This is a genomic window from Allobosea sp. 01N443 (assembly GCF_056399325.1).
In genome coordinates, this window is the sequence record NZ_JBFTRC010000016.1 from 1 (window position 1) to 18,074 (window position 18,074).

19 protein-coding genes and 1 pseudogene are annotated in these 18,074 nt (G+C 66.9%); 17 read left to right on the top strand and 3 right to left on the bottom strand.

All coding sequences use genetic code 11. The features are described from left to right. Positions 1-789 (bottom strand): Na+/H+ antiporter NhaA (gene nhaA / locus AC1DRP_RS06915; RefSeq protein WP_476768161.1); only part of this gene is annotated, 789 nt, incomplete at its 3' end. 214 nt (positions 790-1,003) lie between these two features. On the opposite strand from nhaA, the gene glyA reads away from it, so the two are divergent. The 11 genes and pseudogenes from glyA to AC1DRP_RS06970 all read left to right on the top strand — a co-directional run. Further along, the gene (gene glyA, locus AC1DRP_RS06920; RefSeq protein ID WP_441504749.1) at positions 1,004-2,305 is read left to right on the top strand and encodes a serine hydroxymethyltransferase; all 1,302 of its coding nucleotides are present in this window, start codon (positions 1,004-1,006) and stop codon (positions 2,303-2,305) included. 39 nt (positions 2,306-2,344) lie between these two features. After that, positions 2,345-2,842, top strand: a complete 498-nt coding sequence (gene nrdR / locus AC1DRP_RS06925; RefSeq protein ID WP_441488694.1) for a transcriptional regulator NrdR — start codon at positions 2,345-2,347, stop codon at positions 2,840-2,842. Continuing rightward, the gene (gene ribD, locus AC1DRP_RS06930) at positions 2,835-3,965 is read left to right on the top strand and encodes a bifunctional diaminohydroxyphosphoribosylaminopyrimidine deaminase/5-amino-6-(5-phosphoribosylamino)uracil reductase RibD (protein WP_476768162.1); all 1,131 of its coding nucleotides are present in this window, start codon (positions 2,835-2,837) and stop codon (positions 3,963-3,965) included. The genes nrdR and ribD overlap by 8 nt, the downstream gene beginning before the upstream one ends. Further along, complete coding sequence (locus tag AC1DRP_RS06935) at positions 3,965-4,612, top strand: riboflavin synthase (protein WP_441504747.1); 648 nt, start codon at positions 3,965-3,967, stop codon at positions 4,610-4,612. The genes ribD and AC1DRP_RS06935 overlap by 1 nt, the downstream gene beginning before the upstream one ends. Before the next feature lie 34 nt (positions 4,613-4,646). Continuing rightward, positions 4,647-5,156 carry a 6,7-dimethyl-8-ribityllumazine synthase gene (gene ribH, locus AC1DRP_RS06940; RefSeq protein ID WP_441504746.1) on the top strand — a complete coding sequence of 170 codons (510 nt, stop codon included), beginning with the start codon at positions 4,647-4,649 and terminating at the stop codon, positions 5,154-5,156. After that, the gene (nusB, locus tag AC1DRP_RS06945; RefSeq protein ID WP_476768163.1) at positions 5,153-5,620 is read left to right on the top strand and encodes a transcription antitermination factor NusB; all 468 of its coding nucleotides are present in this window, start codon (positions 5,153-5,155) and stop codon (positions 5,618-5,620) included. Before ribH ends, nusB begins: the two co-directional genes overlap by 4 nt. A gap of 7 nt (positions 5,621-5,627) precedes the next feature. Next, a complete protein-coding gene (thiL, locus tag AC1DRP_RS06950) occupies positions 5,628-6,626 on the top strand; it encodes a thiamine-phosphate kinase (protein WP_441504745.1) in 999 nt (332 codons plus the stop codon). Positions 6,627-6,672: 46 nt separating this feature from the next. Further along, positions 6,673-7,878 (top strand): MFS transporter, encoded by a 1,206-nt coding sequence (locus AC1DRP_RS06955; protein ID WP_441488689.1) that lies wholly within the window; start codon positions 6,673-6,675, stop codon positions 7,876-7,878. 76 nt (positions 7,879-7,954) lie between these two features. Beyond that, entirely contained in the window at positions 7,955-8,752 is a 798-nt protein-coding gene (allE, locus tag AC1DRP_RS06960; RefSeq protein ID WP_441504744.1) for a (S)-ureidoglycine aminohydrolase, read from the top strand. A 251-nt stretch (positions 8,753-9,003) separates the two neighbouring features. Then, the gene (locus tag AC1DRP_RS06965; protein ID WP_476768164.1) at positions 9,004-11,160 is read left to right on the top strand and encodes a sodium-translocating pyrophosphatase; all 2,157 of its coding nucleotides are present in this window, start codon (positions 9,004-9,006) and stop codon (positions 11,158-11,160) included. Positions 11,161-11,386: 226 nt separating this feature from the next. Next, positions 11,387-12,322: pseudogene (locus AC1DRP_RS06970) on the top strand (DMT family transporter); the annotation flags it as partial. Between the two features lie 193 nt (positions 12,323-12,515). Here the strand turns inward: AC1DRP_RS06970 and AC1DRP_RS06975 are convergent. Next, complete coding sequence (locus AC1DRP_RS06975) at positions 12,516-12,884, bottom strand: outer membrane protein assembly factor BamE (protein ID WP_476768165.1); 369 nt, start codon at positions 12,882-12,884, stop codon at positions 12,516-12,518. Here AC1DRP_RS06975 and AC1DRP_RS06980 point away from each other — a divergent pair. From AC1DRP_RS06980 to AC1DRP_RS07005, 6 genes are all read left to right on the top strand, one after another. Then, positions 12,883-13,698: a ubiquinol-cytochrome C chaperone family protein gene (locus AC1DRP_RS06980; RefSeq protein ID WP_476768166.1), complete on the top strand. Its 816-nt coding sequence runs from the start codon at positions 12,883-12,885 to the stop codon at positions 13,696-13,698. The two genes, AC1DRP_RS06975 and AC1DRP_RS06980, sit on opposite strands and share 2 nt — an antisense overlap. Next, positions 13,691-14,251, top strand: a complete 561-nt coding sequence (locus AC1DRP_RS06985; RefSeq protein WP_441504741.1) for a YceD family protein — start codon at positions 13,691-13,693, stop codon at positions 14,249-14,251. The genes AC1DRP_RS06980 and AC1DRP_RS06985 overlap by 8 nt, the downstream gene beginning before the upstream one ends. 112 nt (positions 14,252-14,363) lie before the next feature. Next, positions 14,364-15,419 (top strand): phosphate acyltransferase PlsX, encoded by a 1,056-nt coding sequence (gene plsX, locus AC1DRP_RS06990; protein ID WP_476768167.1) that lies wholly within the window; start codon positions 14,364-14,366, stop codon positions 15,417-15,419. A gap of 11 nt (positions 15,420-15,430) precedes the next feature. Then, positions 15,431-16,408, top strand: a complete 978-nt coding sequence (locus AC1DRP_RS06995) for a beta-ketoacyl-ACP synthase III (protein ID WP_441504740.1) — start codon at positions 15,431-15,433, stop codon at positions 16,406-16,408. Between the two features lie 188 nt (positions 16,409-16,596). Continuing rightward, positions 16,597-16,911 carry an integration host factor subunit alpha gene (locus AC1DRP_RS07000; protein WP_069876977.1) on the top strand — a complete coding sequence of 105 codons (315 nt, stop codon included), beginning with the start codon at positions 16,597-16,599 and terminating at the stop codon, positions 16,909-16,911. Further along, positions 16,908-17,486, top strand: coding sequence for a MerR family transcriptional regulator (locus tag AC1DRP_RS07005; protein WP_441488680.1), 579 nt, complete (start codon positions 16,908-16,910; stop codon positions 17,484-17,486). Before AC1DRP_RS07000 ends, AC1DRP_RS07005 begins: the two co-directional genes overlap by 4 nt. A gap of 35 nt (positions 17,487-17,521) precedes the next feature. Here the strand turns inward: AC1DRP_RS07005 and AC1DRP_RS07010 are convergent, their stop codons facing one another. Further along, entirely contained in the window at positions 17,522-17,983 is a 462-nt protein-coding gene (locus tag AC1DRP_RS07010) for a translation initiation factor 2 (RefSeq protein WP_441504739.1), read from the bottom strand. Positions 17,984-18,074: the final 91 nt, after the last annotated feature.

Below are 18,074 nucleotides of genomic sequence, written 5' to 3' on the forward strand. Positions count from 1 at the left end.
CTTGTGCTCGAGCATGTGCAGTGGGGAATGCTCGGGCTCGTCGCTGCCGCTGCCGTCGCCGATCGGGATCGTCAGCGCCAGGATGACGCCCGCCAGCGTCGCGTGCACGCCCGATTTCAGCTGGAAGAACCAGAGCAACGCGCCGATGGCGAGATAGAGCCAGATTCGCGTCACGTTCGTCCGGTTGAGAACGATCAGGACGGCAAGGCACAAGCCCGCCATGCCGAGCATCGGCAGCGAGATCTCGCTGGTATAGAACAAGGCGATGATCAGGACGGCGCCGAGATCGTCGAGAATCGCGAGCGCGGTCAGGAAGACCTTGAGCGAGACCGGCACGCGGGGCCCGAGCAGGGCGAGCACGCCGAGCGCGAAGGCGATATCGGTTGCCGCCGGGATCGCCCAGCCGCGCATCGCGACCGGGTCTCCGCGCGTCAGCGCAAGATAGATCAGGGCGGGCGCGATCATGCCGCCGAGCGCCGCAATGCCGGGCAGGGCGCGTCGCGACCAGGTCGAGAGCTGCCCCTCGATGAATTCGCGTTTGATCTCCAGCCCGACGAGCAGGAAGAAGATCGCCATCAGCCCGTCATTGACCCAGTGCAGCACGCTGAGGCCGCCGACATAGCTGCCGAGCAGCTTGAAATAGGCGGGCGCGGCCGGCGAATTGGCGATCAGCAGGGCTATCGCAGCCACGCCCATGAGCAGGAGACCGCCGGCCGCTTCGCTCGCCAGCAGGGCCTTCAATGGCGAGCGCCTGGCAGGTGGAGCATTCCCGGCGATGTCTTGCGTCACGTTCAATTCCTTGCTGGCTGCTGTCGCCGCCCTTTGTGCAGGCGGCGCGCGCTCATGTCACCCCGCATCGGCCCTTGGAATGGCGGCCCCCACCGTGCTACGGAGCGCGCGATAGCGGGCTCGGCCGCGAGATTCCGCAACAGCCAGAACTGCGTGGCTGCCGCATGGCCCTTGCCGGCCCCTGCGGCAATCCGAAGCGCCGATGGAGCATCCCATGAGTCGTGACGCCGCTGCCGAGAAGCATCTCTCGAACTCATTCTTCGGCGCTTCGCTCGCCGATTCCGATCCGGAGATCTCGCGTGCCATCGGTCTCGAGCTCGGTCGCCAGCGCGACGAGATCGAGCTGATCGCCTCGGAGAACATCGTGTCGCGCGCCGTGCTCGAGGCGCAGGGCTCGGTGATGACCAACAAATACGCGGAAGGCTATCCGGGCCGCCGCTATTACGGCGGCTGCCAGTTCGTCGATATCGCCGAGAAGCTGGCGATCGAGCGCGCCTGCCGCCTGTTCGACTGCCAGTTCGCCAATGTCCAGCCGAATTCCGGCAGCCAGGCCAATCAGGCCGTGTTCATGGCGCTGATGCAGCCCGGCGACACCTTCATGGGCCTCGATCTCGCTGCCGGCGGCCATCTCACCCATGGCGCCCCGGTCAACCAGTCCGGCAAGTGGTTCAAGGTCGTGCCCTACGGCGTCTGCGTCGTCGACCAGACCATCGATTATGATGCGATGGAGCGCCTCGCCGTCGAGCACAAGCCCAAGGTCATCGTCGCCGGTGGCTCGGCCTATGCCCGTCATTGGGATTTCGCCCGCTTCCGCGAGATCGCCGACAAGGTCGGCGCCTATTTCATGGTCGACATCGCGCATTTCGCCGGCCTGGTGGCGGGCGGCGCGCATCCCTCGCCGTTCCCGCACGCCCATGTCGTCACCACCACCACGCACAAGACCCTGCGCGGTCCGCGCGGCGGCATGATCCTGACCAATGACGAGGCGCTGGCGAAGAAGATCAACTCGGCGATCTTCCCCGGCATCCAGGGCGGCCCCCTGATGCATGTCATCGCCGCCAAGGCGGTCTCGTTCCACGAGGCGCTGCAGCCGGAGTTCAAGATCTACGCCCGCGCCGTCGTCGAGAACGCCAAGGCGCTGGCCGAGACGCTGAAGACCAAGGGCTTCGACCTCGTCACCGGCGGTACCGACAACCACCTCATGCTGGTCGACCTGCGCTCCAAGAAGATTACCGGAAAGGCTGCGGAAGCAGCGCTTGGTCGCGCCCATATCACCTGCAACAAGAACGGCATTCCCTTCGATCCGGAGAAGCCGATGGTCACCTCCGGCATCCGCCTGGGCACGCCGGCTGCGACCTCGCGCGGCTTCGGCGTCGCCGAGTTCCAGCGTGTCGGCGAGCTGATCGCCGAGGTGCTGGACGGGCTCGCCGCGCATGGCGAGGAAGGCAATGACGCCGTCGAGCAGGCGGTGAAGGCCAAGGCCCACGAGCTGACGGCACGTTTCCCGATCTATTGAAGACAAGGCGACCCCGTCGCCTGAAGGAGAAGAGCCGCGATGCGCTGTCCCTATTGCGGCTCCCTCGAGACCCAGGTGAAGGACTCGCGTCCCACCGACGATCACGCCTCGATCCGCCGCCGCCGCGTCTGCCCTGACTGCGGCGGCCGCTTCACCACCTTCGAGCGCGTGCAGCTGCGCGAGCTCACCGTGGTGAAGCGCTCCGGCCGGCGCACACTCTTCGACCGCGACAAGCTGCAGACCTCGATCGAGGTCGCCTTGCGCAAGCGCCCGGTCGCGCCGGAGCGCGTCGAGCGCATGGTCAACGGCATCGTCCGCCAGCTCGAGAGTTCGGGCGAGGGCGAGGTTTCGAGCTCCACCATCGGCGAACTGGTGATGGAGGGGCTGAAATCCCTCGACGATGTCGCCTATGTCCGCTTCGCATCGGTCTACAAGAATTTCCGCGAGGCCCGCGATTTCGAGGAGCTGCTCGGCCAGCTCAGCGGCGACGAGATCGAGGCTGCCGGCGTGGTTCCGCCCATTCGTGGCGATGACTGAGCAGAGCGCGCTCGACCGCGCCTTCATGCAGCAGACCCTCGCCTATGGCGCGCGCGGGCTGGGCACCACCGGCACGAACCCTAGCGTCGGCGCGCTGATCACGCAGGACATGCCGGACGGCCCCGTCGTGATCGCACGCGGCCACACCCAGATCGGTGGCCGGCCCCATGGCGAGGCCCATGCCTTCGACCGGGCAGGCGCTGCCGCGACGGGCGGCACGCTCTATGTCACGCTCGAACCCTGCTCCCACCGCACCATCCGCGCCGCGACGCCTTGCGTCGAGCGCACCATTCGGGCCGGCGTGAAGCGGGTCGTGGTGGCGATGGCCGATCCGAATCCGCGCTTTCGCGGGCTCGGCTTCGCGCTGTTGCGCAGCGCTGGCATCAGCGTCACCACCGGCGTTCTCGAAGACGAGGCCAGGCACACCCATCGCGGCTATGTCCTGCGCATCACCGAGGGGCGGCCGATGGTGACCTTCAAGGTGGCGCGCACGGCCGACGGCTATGCGGGCAGCGCGGCAGGCGGCCCCATCGCGGTGTCCTGCCAGGCTGCGAATGGCTGGGTCCATCTCCAGCGGGCGCATCACGACGCGATCATGCTCGGCGTCGGTTCGGTGCTCGCCGATAATCCGATGCTGACGGTCCGCCTGCCGGGAATGGCGCATCGCTCGCCGATCAGGGTCATCCTCGATTCGCATCTGCGCCTGCCGCCGGGCTCCCGGCTCGTGCAGTCGGCAGGCGAGGTTCCGGTCTGGGTGATCGCGGCGGAAACGGCCCCTGTTGCGAACGAGGCCGAGCTGGTCGCGGCAGGTGTCGAGGTCATGCGCGTCTCAGCCGGACCGGACGGTCATCTCGATCTCCGCGAGGCCCTGCATTTGCTCGGCGCGCGCGGCATCAACCGGGTCTTTTCCGAAGGCGGCCCGACGATCGGCGAGAAACTGGCTTTGGCGGGCCTGACTGATGAGGTCATCGTTTCGACCTCGCCGCGTATGCTGGGTTCGCCCGGAATCGTCGCCGTCCGTCCGGCCCTTGCCGGATTGCTGGCCGACCCCGATCTGTACCGGCTTGCGGAGAGTGGCCTGATCGGCCACGACCGTTTCGAGCGTTATGAGAGGATTGCCTGATGTTCACCGGCATCGTCACCGCCATTGGCACGATCGTGGAGGCCCAGAACAAGGGGCCGAGCCTGAAGCGGCTTGCGATTGCGAGCCCGTACGAGGCCGCGGGAATCGAGATCGGCGCATCGATCTGCTGCGCCGGCATCTGCCTGACGGTGACGGCTCTGAAGCCCCGCGAAGATGGCGAGGGGGGCTGCATCTTCCAGGTCGAGGCCGCTGCCGAGACCTTGTCCAAGACCCTCGCCGGGGAGTGGGAGGCGGGCACGAAGGTCAATCTCGAACGCTCGCTGAAAATGGGCGACGAGCTGGGCGGCCATCTGGTGACCGGTCATGTCGACGGCGTCGGCACGATCCTGAAGATCGAGCCGATCGCGGCCGATCCCGACGAGCCCTGGGGCGCAACCGCGCGCTTCCATATCCGCGCGCCGCAGGGTTTGCCGCGTTTCATCGCGACCAAGGGCTCGATTTGCCTCGATGGCACCTCGCTCACGGTCAACAGCGTCGAGGACGATGTCTTCACCGTCCTGCTGATTCCGCACTCCTTCAGCGTCACCACCTGGGGCGAGCGCAAGCAGGGGGACCGCATTCATGTCGAGGTCGATCTGATGGCGCGGTATGCCGCGCGGCTTGCGGAGGCGAGCCCGGGGGGGTAACCAGCCGACTTGAAATCCAACAAGGATAAGAACGATGGCCGGACCCCGGCAGATCTCGGCCGATAAGGCCGCAACTCCCGCCGCTCCCCTGGACGGCGCACGCGTGCTCGTCGTCGAGGCGCGCTTCTATGACAAGCTGGCTGACGAGCTGCTCGAAGGCGCGCTCGCGGTGCTCGACAAGGCCGAGTGCCGCGTCGACGTCGTGACCGTGCCCGGCGCGCTCGAAATCCCGACCGCGATCGTCATCGGCCTGCGGGCCGCCGACGAGGCAATCGACCCCTATGAGGCGGTTGTCGCGCTCGGCACCGTCATCCGTGGCGAGACCGGCCATTACGACATCGTCGCCGGCGAAAGCTCGCGCGCGCTGATGGATGTCTCGGTGGCCTATGCCATGCCGCTCGGCAACGGCATCCTGACCGTCGAGAACGATGCCCAGGCCTGGGCCCGCGCCAATCGTGCCGACATGGACAAGGGCGGCGGCGCGGCGGAAGCGGCGCTCGCCGTCCTGCGTTACAAGCGCTCGCTCGCGGACAAATCCTCATGAGCCGCGCGGAACTGCGTCGCGGTGCACGGCTCTCCGTCGTGCAGGCGCTCTATGAGATGGAGATCGGCGGACGCGGCGTCATCGAGGCGATGGCCGAGTTCGAGGCGTTCTGGATCGGCAAGGAGGTCGAGGATATCGAGCTTCCCAAGGCTGAGATCGCCTTCTTCCGGGACCTGCTCGGCGGCGTCGTCCGCGAACAGCGCCTGATCGACCGCTYGGTCGATGACGTTCTCGCCGCGGGCTGGCCGCTCAAGCGCGTCGAAGCCGTGGTGCGCGCCATCCTGCGCGGCGGCGCCTATGAACTCGCCTTCCGCAAGGATGTGCCGGCGCGCGCCGTGATCTCCGAATATGTCGCGGTCGCCCGTGCCTTCTACGAAGGCGAGGAGATCGGCATGATCAACGCCGTGCTCGACAAGATGGCCCGCGACTTCCGCGCCGACGAATTCGACACGCCGGCCGCCTGACGCGCTGATGGCCGGCGCTCCCCAACGACCCGGCGAGTTCGAACTGATTGCGCGCTATTTCGCGCCGATCGCCGGTGCGGGCGGCCTTGGCCTGCGCGACGATGCCGGGTTGCTGCGCCCGGCGCGCGGCTTCGAGCTTGTGGTCACGACGGATGCGCTGGTCGCAGGCGTGCATTTCCTGCCCGACGATCCGCCAGCCTCGATCGCCCGCAAGGCGCTCGCGGTCAACCTGTCGGACCTGGCGGCCAAGGGGGCATCTCCCTTGGGCTTCGTGCTCTCGCTGGTCCTGCCCAAGGGCTGGACCGAGCCCTGGCTCGCGGGCTTCGCCCAGGGGCTGGGGGAGATCGCGGCCGAGAGCGCCTGTCCGCTCGTCGGCGGCGATACCGTTTCGACGCCGGGGCCGCTGACGCTCTCGATCACTGCCTTCGGCAGCGTTCCGGCCGGGCGCATGGTGCTGCGCTCGGGCGCCAAGCCAGGCGATCTTGTCCTCGTCTCCGGCACGATCGGCGACGGCGCGCTCGGCCTCAAGGTCCATGCGCCGGCCAAGCCGGACTGGGTCGCCGGACTTAGCGAGCCCGATCGCGCCTATCTCGCCGACCGCTACCTGCATCCGCGCCCGCGCCTGGCGCTGGCGGCTGCCCTGCAGGATCATGCCTCGTCCGCCATGGATGTCTCGGACGGGCTCGTCGGCGACCTCGCCAAGCTGGTTGCGGCGTCCGGTATCGGGGCCGAGATCGATCTCGATACCGTTCCGCTCTCGGCCCCGGCCCGCGCCGCGATCATGGCTGACCCCGCTCTGGCGGAACTGGCCTGGACCGGCGGAGACGACTACGAAATTCTCTGCACGGCCTCAGAAAGGGAATTTCCTGCTATGGCTGCTGCGGCCGAGGCGACGGGTCTTGGACTCGCCTGCATCGGCCGGGTCACGTCCGAGCTGGGCGTGGTGCGTTATCTCGAACGGGGCAGGGCGCGCAGCTTCGCGCAAGGCTCCTTCGCCCATTTCTGAGGGCCGCTCGCTCAGGCCGCCCGGTATGTGAACGACGGCCCCAGCGATGAACCAGCATGTTTCCGTGGCCGAGGGCGATGCCCTGGCGAAGCGCAATGCCCTCGTCCTCGCCTGCGCCCAGGCGTTCGGCGGCGCGAACCCGGCGATCGTGGTCTCGCTCGGCGGCATCGTCGGCTCGCAGCTCGTCACCGACAAGACCTTCGCGACCGTACCGGTCAGCCTGATGCAGCTCGGCATCGCTTGCGGCGTCATCCCCGCCGCGATGCTGATGCGCCGGCTCGGCCGCCGCAACGGCTATCTCATCGGGGCGCTGACCGGCGTCATCGCCTCCAGCATCGCCGCCGCCGGCACGGGGAGCCGGATCTTCTGGCTGTTCTGCCTCGGCACCTTCATGTGCGGCCTCTATGGCGCCTTCGTGCAGAGCTACCGCTTCGCGGCGGCTGACACTGCGAGCGAGAGCTTCAAGCCGCGCGCCATCTCCTGGGTCATGATCGGCGGGCTTGCCGCGGGCGTCATCGGCCCGCAATCGGTCTACTGGACCCGCGACCTGACGCCGGACGCGCCCTTCGCCGCCAGCTTCATGGCGCAGGGGCTGCTCGCGCTGCTGGCGATCGGCGTCGTCATGATGCTGCGCGCCCCGCCGGTTGCGGCCGTGCGTTCGAGCGGCGGCCGGCCGCTTTCCGAGATCATGCGCCAGCCCAAATTCATCGCCTCGGTCACGGCTGCACTGGTCTCCTATGGCCTGATGAGCTTCGTGATGACGGCTGCGCCGCTGGCCATGGTCGGCTGCGGCCACAGCATCGGCGATGCTGCGCTCGGCATTCAGTGGCACGTGCTCTCGATGTTCGGGCCGAGCTTCTTCACCGGCCGGCTGATCGCCCGCTTCGGCAAGGAGAAGGTCACGGCGGCCGGCCTGTTGCTGCTGGCCTGCGCCGCCGTCGTCGGCCTGAACGGGCTCAGCGTCGCGCATTTCTGGATCGCGCTGGTCCTGCTCGGCATCGGCTGGAATTTCGGCTTCATCGGTGCGACGGCGCTGGTCACCGACTGCTATCGCCCGGAGGAGCGCGTCAAGGTCCAGGCCGCCAACGACTTCCTCGTCTTCGGCTCGGTCGCGATCGCCTCCTTCTCGGCTGGCGGGCTGCTGAACACCGGCGGCTGGCAGAGCGTCAACTGGCTGGTCTTCCCGCCGGTGGCCGTCGCGCTGGCGCTGGTCGCCTGGCAGGCCACGCAGAAGCGCGTCCAGCTGGCCTGAGGGCCGGCCCGGCGCGTGGCCGGTCGCAAGGCTCCGCAGAACAAGCTTCATCCCCCAGGACCCGGCAGGAGATACGATGCGCCCGCACCAGTTGCCCGTCACGACAGGCCGGTTTCCGCCCGGCGCCATTGGCCATAATCGCGGTGTGGTGCGGCCGAACTATGCGTTCATGCCGCCCGAAGGCGTGCTGATCAGCCGGCTGCCGCATTTCAGCGGGACGATCGTGCGGATCCTGGCTGCGCCGGTGCTGGGCGCCCAGTTCGCGCAGTACCTGCTCGAGATCGCACCCGGCGGCGGCACGCCCGAGGCCTTTCGCGAGGAGGGCATCCAGCATTTCTATTATGTGCTCTCCGGCCAGGGCCGGTTCGTCATGGCGGATGCTCCGGCGCTTGACCTGCGGCCGGGCCACTTCGCCTATGTCCCGCCTGGCACCGCCTTCACGCTGAGCAATACCGGTTTCGAGCCCTTGCGCGTGCTCGGGCTGCGCAAGCGCTTCGAGGCGATCGGCCTGCCAGCGCCCGAGCCGATCCTGTCGCATCGCGACGAGATCCCGGTCACCAACCATACCGGGGCGGAAGGGCGCGGCTTCCAGTTCCTGCTGCCCTGGGGCGACATGCGCTTCGATTTCGAGATGAACCTGATGTGGTTCAAGCCCGGCGCGCATTTCCCCGATGTCGAGACCCATGTCATGGAGCACGGGCTCTATATGCTGGAAGGGCAGGGGCTCTATTTCCTCGGCACCGAATGGCACGAGATCTGGGCCGGCGATTTCATCTGGATGGGCGGCTACTGCCCGCAGCAATTCTACCCGACCGGCTTTGCCGATGCGGCCTATCTGCTTTACAAGAACGTCAACCGGGATGTGGCGCTCTGACGCCCGCATAGACCTCCCGAACGGCCGGCCGCGCCTCGAAGCGGGCCGGCTCGCCCTGACATCTGCGTAAAATTGTCAGCCTCCGCGTTTGCGATTCTGTCGAAAGCTTGGCAGAAAGTTGGCCGGTACTGGCGATGCGCGACGCGGGCGCGATTCCCTCGACCCGTATTCTTCGTCTCCGGACCCAAGAAACCGAATGAATTCGGGGTCTGAAGCCCCGTTGGACGGAAGCTCGAGGTCAGGAATCCCGAATGTCAGCCTTGCTCATCATCATAGTTTTGAGTGCGCTATCGATAGCCTACGGCATCTGGGCCTATGGCGATGTCATGAAGCGCGACGCCGGCAACCAGCGCATGCAGGAAATCTCCGGCGCGGTTGCCGAGGGCGCGCAGGCCTATCTGAAGCGTCAATACGTTACGATTGCCATGGTCGGCGCGGTGCTTTTCGTGGTCCTGACCTATCTGCTCGGCCAATGGGTCGGCATCGGCTTCCTGATCGGCGCCGTCCTCTCCGGCGCGGCCGGCTTCATCGGCATGAACGTCTCGGTCCGTGCCAATGTCCGCACCGCGCAGGCGGCGATGAAGTCGCTCGGTGACGGGCTCGATGTCGCCTTCAAGGCGGGCGCGGTCACCGGCATGCTGGTCGCCGGCCTCGCCCTGCTCGGCGTCGCCGTCTATTACGGCGTCCTGACCTCGTTCCTCGGCTTCTCCCCATCGAGCCGCACCGTCATCGACTCGCTCGTGGCGCTGGGCTTCGGTGCCTCGCTGATCTCGATTTTCGCCCGCCTCGGCGGCGGTATCTTCACCAAGGGCGCGGATGTTGGCGCCGATCTCGTCGGCAAGGTCGAAGCCGGCATTCCCGAGGATGATCCGCGCAACCCCGCGACCATCGCCGACAATGTCGGTGACAATGTCGGCGACTGCGCCGGCATGGCCGCCGACCTGTTCGAGACCTATGCCGTGACGCTGGTTGCCACCATGGTGCTCTCGGCGATCTTCTTCGCCGGCCAGCCGGTGCTCGGCACGATGATGCTCTATCCGATGGCGATCGGGGCGGCCTGCATCGTAACCTCGATCATCGGCACCTTCTTCGTCAAGCTCGGCGCCAACCAGTCGATCATGGGCGCGCTCTACAAGGGCTTCATCGCCGCCGGCGTGTTGTCGGTCGGCGCGATCGCCATCGTCAACTGGCTGATGTTCGGCAGCTTCTCCACCGCGTTCACGACGGGGCAGGGCGTCAGCTTCACCTCCGCCAACCTGTTCGGCTGCGCGCTGGTCGGCCTCGCGGTGACGCTCTTCATCGTCGTCATCACCGAATACTACACCGGCACCGGCAAGCGCCCGGTGGTCTCGATCGCCCAGGCGTCGGTCACCGGCCATGGCACCAACGTCATCCAGGGCCTCGCGGTCTCGCTGGAATCGACCGCGGCGCCGACCATCGTGATCATCGCCGGCATCATCGTCTCCTACACGCTGGCCGGCCTGTTCGGCATCGCAATCGCCACCACGGCCATGCTGGCGCTGGCCGGCGTCGTCGTCGCGCTCGATGCCTTCGGCCCGGTCACCGACAATGCCGGCGGCATCGCCGAGATGGCGGGCCTGCCCAAGGAGGTGCGCCACTCCACCGATGCGCTCGATGCGGTCGGCAACACCACCAAGGCCGTCACCAAGGGCTATGCGATCGGCTCCGCCGGTCTCGGCGCCCTGGTGCTGTTTGCAGCCTACACCTCGGACCTGAACTTCTTCATCGCCGAGGCCAACAAGGCGGGCTCGACCAGCTTCCAGTACTTCARGGGCGTCACGGTCGATTTCAGCCTGTCCAACCCCTTCGTCGTCGTCGGCCTGCTGCTCGGCGGCCTCATCCCCTTCCTCTTCGGCGGCATGGGCATGACCGCGGTCGGCCGCGCCGCCGGCTCCGTCGTCGAGGAGGTGCGTCGCCAGTTCAAGGAGAAGCCCGGCATCATGCTGGGTACGGACAGGCCGGATTACGGCCGCGCCGTCGACATGCTGACCAAGGCCGCGATCAAGGAGATGATCGTGCCCTCGCTGCTGCCGGTCCTTGCGCCGATCGTCACCTTCTTCGCCATCAACGCCATTGCCGGCCGCAACCAGGCCTTCGCCTCGGTCGGTGCCATGCTGATGGGCGTCATCGTCACCGGCATCTTCGTCGCCATCTCGATGACCTCGGGCGGCGGCGCCTGGGACAACGCCAAGAAGAGCTTCGAGGACGGCTTCGTCGACAAGGACGGCGTGCGCCACATGAAGGGCTCCGAGGCGCACAAGGCCTCGGTGACCGGCGACACCGTCGGCGACCCCTACAAGGATACCGCCGGCCCGGCGGTGAACCCCGCGATCAAGATCACCAACATCATCGCGCTGCTGCTGCTGGCGATCCTGGCGCATTCCTGAGCCGGTCGGCACGGCACGGAGACACTGCCCCGCGGAGCAATCCGCGGGGTTCTTCTTTGATCGCTCAAGGGCTTTCCCTTGATGTTGCAACGGCTTGGCGGCCCGTCTTGAATCAGGATGGCGACCACTTGAATCAGGATCTGAAGCTACGGCCGGGACCGTAGCGTTCCTGCAAGCTCCGGGCGGCCCGCGATGGCATGGTCTCTCCAACAGAAGGAGAGCCATCATGACGATCCAGGCCGCTGCTGCACCCGCCGAGGTCAAGTCCGGGGAGGTCGAGTCCGGGCACGCCGTCGAGCTTGCCCTGCTGGTCCTGCTCGCCACCCTCTGGGGCGGCTCCTACACCTTCATCAAGATCGGCGTGGAGACGATTCCGCCGCTGACCCTGATTGCCGGGCGTACCCTGATCGCAGGCGTGATCCTGTTGGCGGTCATCCGCTGCTGCGGCCTGAGGCTGCCGCGCGACCTCGACAGCTGGCGCAAGTTCCTGTTCCAGGCCTGCCTGAACAGCGCCGTTCCCTTCACCCTGATCGCCTGGGCCGAGCGCAGCGTCGATGCCGGCCTTGCCGCGATCCTGAATGCGACGACCCCGGTCTTCGTCTTCCTGATCACGCTGGCGCTGACGCGGAGCCGGGAGGTCGACCTGCGCAAGGCCTTCGGCGTCGCAGCCGGGCTTGCTGGCATCACCCTGGTGGTCGGCATGCAGACGCTGGGCGGGTTCGGCAGCGAACTGGCCGCGCAGATCGCCATCGTACTTGCCACGGTCTGCTATGCCTGCGCTGCCCTGTTCGGCCGCAACTTCACCGGCTTCGATCCGCTCATCCCCGCCGCCGGTTCGCTGATCTGCGGGGCAGCCCTGCTCACGCCGGTCGCGCTGGTCGTCGACCGGCCCTGGACGCTGAGCCCTTCGCAGGATTCGCTGATCGCGCTCCTGGCGCTGGCGGCGGTCTCGACCGCGCTCGCCTTCGCCATCTATTTCCGGCTGATCCGGACGCTTGGTCCCGTCGGCACCACGGCGGTGTCCTATCTGCGCGTGCCGGTCGGCGTCGCGATCGGCATCGTCTTCCTCGGCGAGCGCCTGAGCCCGACGGCCTGGGTGGGGCTCACCCTGGTCATCCTGGGCGTGATCGCGATGACGCTGCCCGAGCGCAAGCTGGCGCAGCCGGCCCAGATCGCCGTGCGTCCATTCGGACGCAGGAGCGGCGATCGAGCTCTTTGGTCAAGCATCGGATTTTTCCGAAAACCGGATTCCACCTTTCGGTCCGATGCTCTGGCGAATGCCGCAACCCAAAGAAAAACCCCTGCGGCGTGGGCCGCAGGGGTTTCTCGTGTTCGGTCATTCCGGTCGGGTCGGCTCAGTTGCTGGCCCCGCCCAGGCCGCCGAGCGGCGAGAACTTGGTGACGCCGCGGAAGAGGTTGCGCAGGAAGCTCTGCTCCTCGCCGCCGGTGACGGTGGTGCGGCTGATGAAGTCGAAGATCACGCCGTCCTGGAGGCCGTACTGGGCGATGCGCTCGACCTTGAAGGACTTGTTGAAATAGATCACCAGCACCTTCTGGTCGATGACGCTGGGTTCCTGGAACTGGAAGCGCCGGCGCACCGTCTGGCTGATATAGTAGAAGGTCCGGTTCCCGACGGTCGAGGTCGTCGAGGGCGTGCCCAGTATGGTCAGCACCTGCTGCACGTCCATGCCGGTCTTGATCTGCGCGACCAGGCGCTCGTCCATGACGAAGCCGCGGGTGTATTGTTCGTTCAGCCCCGCCGATGTCGGCAGGACGAATCCGCCCCGATCTGCTCCGCATCCGGCTAGAGCGAGTGACGAGGTCGCGAGAAGGCCGAAGAGGGCCGCGCGGCGGGTCATGTCGATCATGCGGGAGAATCCAGGAGCAGAGTGGGCAAGGAGGTATCCGAAGCCGCTTGTCAAACGGGTAGAGGTTGGCGTAACGCCCGAGAATGGCTTTGGCAAGGCAGTGGCGGCGAGCGGAGATGCGCTGGTGATCTTCGGCTTGTTCGGAAAACGCGCAAAAAGGCTCGCGCCGGTCGAGGCGCTGCTGGCCCGCGTGGCTGACGCGTCGCGCCAGCCCGGTCTTTATATCGGCGGCGGCATCCCCGACACGTTCGAAGGGCGCTTCGAATCGCTGACGCTGCATGCCTTCCTGATTCTGCGGCGCCTGCGCGAACTTCCGGCGCCGGCCAGCGATCTGGCGCAGGATTTCGTCGATGCCTGCTTCGCCTATCTTGAGCTCGGCTTCCGCCAGGGCGGGATCAGCGACATCGCCGTGCCCAAGCGCATGAAGAAGATCGGGCAGAGCTTCTACGGCCGCATCAAGGCCTATGAGAGTGCGCTCGCTGCGCCTGAGCCGGGCGCGCTGGCCGAGGCCTTGCGCCGCAATGTCAGCCCGGGCGAGGGGGCGACAGCCCTGGCCGATTATGTCGGCCAGGCGCTGGAACGTCTGTCGCAGCTCGATCTTGACGCAATTTTGGGGCAGGAGACTCTCTTTCCTGCATTCCCGGTTCACGAAAGTACCCCCAGTGTCTGATTCCGCTCGTGCCTTGCCGCTGAGCCAGCCCGTCCGCGTCGAGACGATCAAGCCGCGTGGCACCCATATCGTGGTCAGGCCCGAGGGCTCTGCGCTCGTCGGGCTCGCCCGTGCGCTCGACCTGCCTTCGATCGAAGCGCTCGAGGCGCGCTATGAACTCGCCCGCAATGGCGAGCGCGTGAAGCTGGAGGGCGAGATCGCGGCGCAGCTGCATCAGACCTGCATCATCACGCTCGAGGCCTTCCCGGTCAGCATCAAGCTGCCCGTGAAACTCGATTTCGCGCCGGAGGCCGAGGTTCTCGCCGCCGCCCGCCGCGAGGAGGAGGACGAGAAGAAGGGCGAGATCGACATCGAGGTCATGCTCAACGAGGAGGACCCGCCGGAGCCGATCATCGACGGCATGATCGACCTTGGCGCGATCACCCTCGAGTTCCTGGCGCTCGGGCTCGATCCCTATCCGCGCAAGCCCGGAGTGAATTTCGAAGCGCAGGTCGACGACCCGGCGCTTGCATCGCCCTTTGCGGCCCTGGCCAAACTGAAACGCGGCGAATGACGGCTTTACCGGCACGCGCAGTGGCTTGCGGCGGCTCGCCAAGTCGCTATTSTCCGCCGCCGCCCTATTTTGCGCCACAGCGGCCGAGCCCCTCGGGAACAATCAGCACCCAATGAAACGACCAGTTACAATCGCGCTCGATGCGATGGGCGGGGACCATGGCCCTGCCGTCGTCGTGCCAGGCGCGGCGCTGACCMTCGAGCGGCGGCCCGACGCGCGCTTCGTCATCTTCGGCGATCAGGCCCAGGTCCTGCCGCTTCTGGAGGCCCACCCGAAGCTCAAGGCGGTGACGACCTTCCACCACACCGAAGTGTCGGTGAAGATGGACGACAAGCCGAGCCAGGCCCTGCGCTATGGCCGTTACAAGTCCTCGATGTGGCGTGCCATCGACGCGACCAAGACCGGAGAGGCCGATGTCACGGTCTCGGCCGGCAATACCGGCGCGCTGATGGCGATGTCGAAATTCTGCCTGAAGTCGATGCCGCAGGTCGACCGCCCGGCGATCGCGGCGCTCTGGCCGACGGTGCGCGGCGAGAGCGTGGTGCTCGATGTCGGCGCGACGATCGGCGCCGATGCGCGCCATCTCGTCGATCTCGCGGTGATGGGCGCGGCCATGGCCCGCGTCGTCTTCGATCTCGACCGGCCGACCGTCGGCCTGCTCAATGTCGGAGTCGAGGAGATCAAGGGCGTCGAGGCCGTCAAGGAGGCCGGTCGCATCCTGCGCGAGGGCAACCTGCCGCATCTCGACTATCGCGGCTTCGTCGAGGGCGACGACCTCGGCAAGGGCACGGTCGACGTCGTGGTGACCGAGGGCTTCACCGGCAACATCGCCCTGAAGACGGCCGAGGGCACCGCCCGGCAGATCGGCGAGTATCTGCGCGCCGCGATGAGCCGGTCGCTGATGGCCAAGATCGGCTATCTCTTCGCACGTGGCGCATTTGCCGCGTTGAAGGACAAGATGGATCCGCGCAAGGTCAATGGCGGCGTCTTCCTCGGGCTCGAAGGCATCGTCATCAAGAGCCATGGCGGGACGGACGCGATCGGTTTCGCCAGCGCGACCGAACTGGCTTATGAGATGGCGCGCGATGACCTGATGGCCAAGCTGCGCGAGATGGTGGCTGCCTCGGTGCAGCCGGAGACGGCGCCTCAGGCCGCTGCCGTCGAATAGGGATCTCTGACTTGTCCATTCTGCGATCTGTGGTTTGCGGATGCGGCTCCTATCTGCCGGAGCGCATCGTCACCAATGCCGAGCTTGCCGAGCGCGTCGACACGACCGACGAGTGGATCGTCCAGCGCACCGGTATCCGCCAGCGCCATATTGCGGCCGATGACGAGCCGACCTCGGTCGTCGGCCTCAGGGCGGCGCAGGCGGCCCTGGCCGATGCCGGCATGGATGCCTCCGAGATCGACCTGATCATCGTCGCGACCGCGACGCCGGACCATACCTTTCCGGCAACCGCGACCCAGATCCAGGCGGCGCTGGGCATCACCGAAGGCGCGGCCTTCGACCTGCAGGCGGTCTGCTCCGGCTTCGTCTTCGGCCTCGCGACCGCGGATAATTTCATCAAGACGGGCAGTGCCCGCGCCGCGCTCGTGATCGGCGCCGAGACCTTCTCCCGGATTCTCGACTGGGAAGACCGCACCACCTGCGTCCTGTTCGGCGATGGCGCCGGTGCCGTCGTGCTCAAGGCGGAGCAGGGGGAGGGCACGCTGGCCGACCGCGGTGTYCTGACAACGCATATCCGCTCCGACGGGCGCTACAAGAACAAGCTCTATGTCGATGGCGGCGCAGGCTCGACCAAGACGGTCGGTTTCCTGCGCATGGAGGGCAAGGAGGTCTTCCGCCATGCGGTGCAGAACCTCGCCGATACCGTCCGCCACACCTTCGCCGCGACCGGGCTCAGCGGCAACGACATCGACTGGTTCGTGCCGCACCAGGCCAACCGGCGCATCATCGATGCCACCGCCGACAAGCTCGGCATCGCGCATGACCGCGTCGTGGTGACCGTCGACAGGCACGGCAACACCTCGGCCGCCTCGATTCCGCTGGCTCTGGCGGAGGCCCATCACGACGGGCGAATCCAGCCCGGCCAGCTCGTCCTGATCGAGGCGATGGGCGGCGGCTTCACCTGGGGGTCGGCCTTGATCCGCTGGTGAGCATTTCAGCTGAGAACGCTGGCACTTAGGACAGTTTCTCTTCCCTTTTTTTGCCATTTCGACCGAGGGCGCTACTAAACGGCGCTCGAGGATTGACCGGACCGTCCGGGACGCATAGCGTCCGGCGTCCGTAATGGCGCAAGGCTGGTGACGAGGTCACCGGCCCATGAACGCCTTGGAGGCTATGAATGGCGGGGCAAACGGTCACTCGCGCCGATTTGTGCGAGGCTGTGTATCAGAAGATCGGTCTGTCGCGGACAGAGTCGTCGAAACTTGTCGAAGCGGTGCTCGACGAGATCTGCGATGCGGTCGCGCGCGGCGAGAATGTGAAATTATCGTCCTTTGGCTCGTTCGTCGTGCGAGACAAAGGCGAGCGAATCGGGCGTAATCCGAAAACGGGCGTTGAGGTCCCCATCGAGCCGCGTCGCGTGATGGTGTTCAAGCCTTCGAATGTGATGAAGGCGCGCATCAACGGGCAGGCGGGCGAGGGCGACGAGGAGTGAGTCTGGAGTTCCACACCGGCAACGTAGAGGCCGAATTGGACACCAAGAGCCCAGATGCCTTCCGGACAATCAGCGAGGTCGCAGACGACCTCGACATCCCCCAGCATGTCCTGCGTTTCTGGGAAACGCGCTTTACCCAGATCAAGCCACTCAAGCGCGGTGGCGGCCGGCGCTATTACCGGCCGGACGATGTCGCCCTCCTGAAGGGCATTCGCCGGCTGCTTTACGGCGAGGGCTATACCATCAAGGGCTTGCAGCGGATCCTGAAGGATCAGGGGCCGCGCCATGTCCAGGCCATTGGCCGGGGCGGGCCGATCGGCGGGCAGGCTCCCGCCGCGGTTGCCGCACCCGTGCCGGCGCCGCGTCGGCCCGCGCCGGCGAACGCACCGGAAGGCTCCGACGATGAATTGCCCTGGCAGCTCGATATGGAGCCGGCGCAGCCGGAGGAGCCCGATCACCGGGCCGAGTTCGGCGAGGATCTTGTCCTGCTGAGAGCCGCGCTCGTCGAAATGACGGAATGCCAGCGCGTCCTGCGCGGCGTGCTGCAGCCGGAGCTCGGCGGCGACGCGGGCTGAGAGGCCCGCATCGCGATTGGCTGTCTTCCCAGAGATCAGGAAACCGGCGTGGCCCGTGCCGCGCGCAGGCGGCGGCTGAAGCGCGAGCTGCGCGTGCGGCTTTCGATCCTCGAGGTCGGCACCAGCGTGGCGACGACGGGATTGGGATAGTGCTCCAGCGTCGAGCCCGTCGCGGCGTCGACGCCCATTCCGACGATGCCTCCGACGATGACGTTTCCAGCGAAACCGGCGGCCCCGGCCCCGGCGACCCGGGTCGCGACCGGAATCTGGGCGTCGTGGAAGCCGCGCTTGCTGTAGCTGACCGTGAACTCCGACTTGCGGCTGACCTCGATCGTGCAGGGCGTCGATGGGCAGCTATGCCCGGTCGAGGTGCGTGCGTCTGCGCCCGGCGGAATGCTGTCGATCGTAACCTGGCTTGTCGTACCCCGTGTGACGGTGGCGCAGCCGCCCAACGCCGCGGCGACCGCAATCAAGCCCACCCATTTCCCCAGATTCATCTTTGCTTGGCCCCTTGTTGCCCCCACCGGCAATGCCGGTGCAATGCCCGTAGTCAGCGCCCGAACGGGGCGCCATGCCGCAGGCGGAACT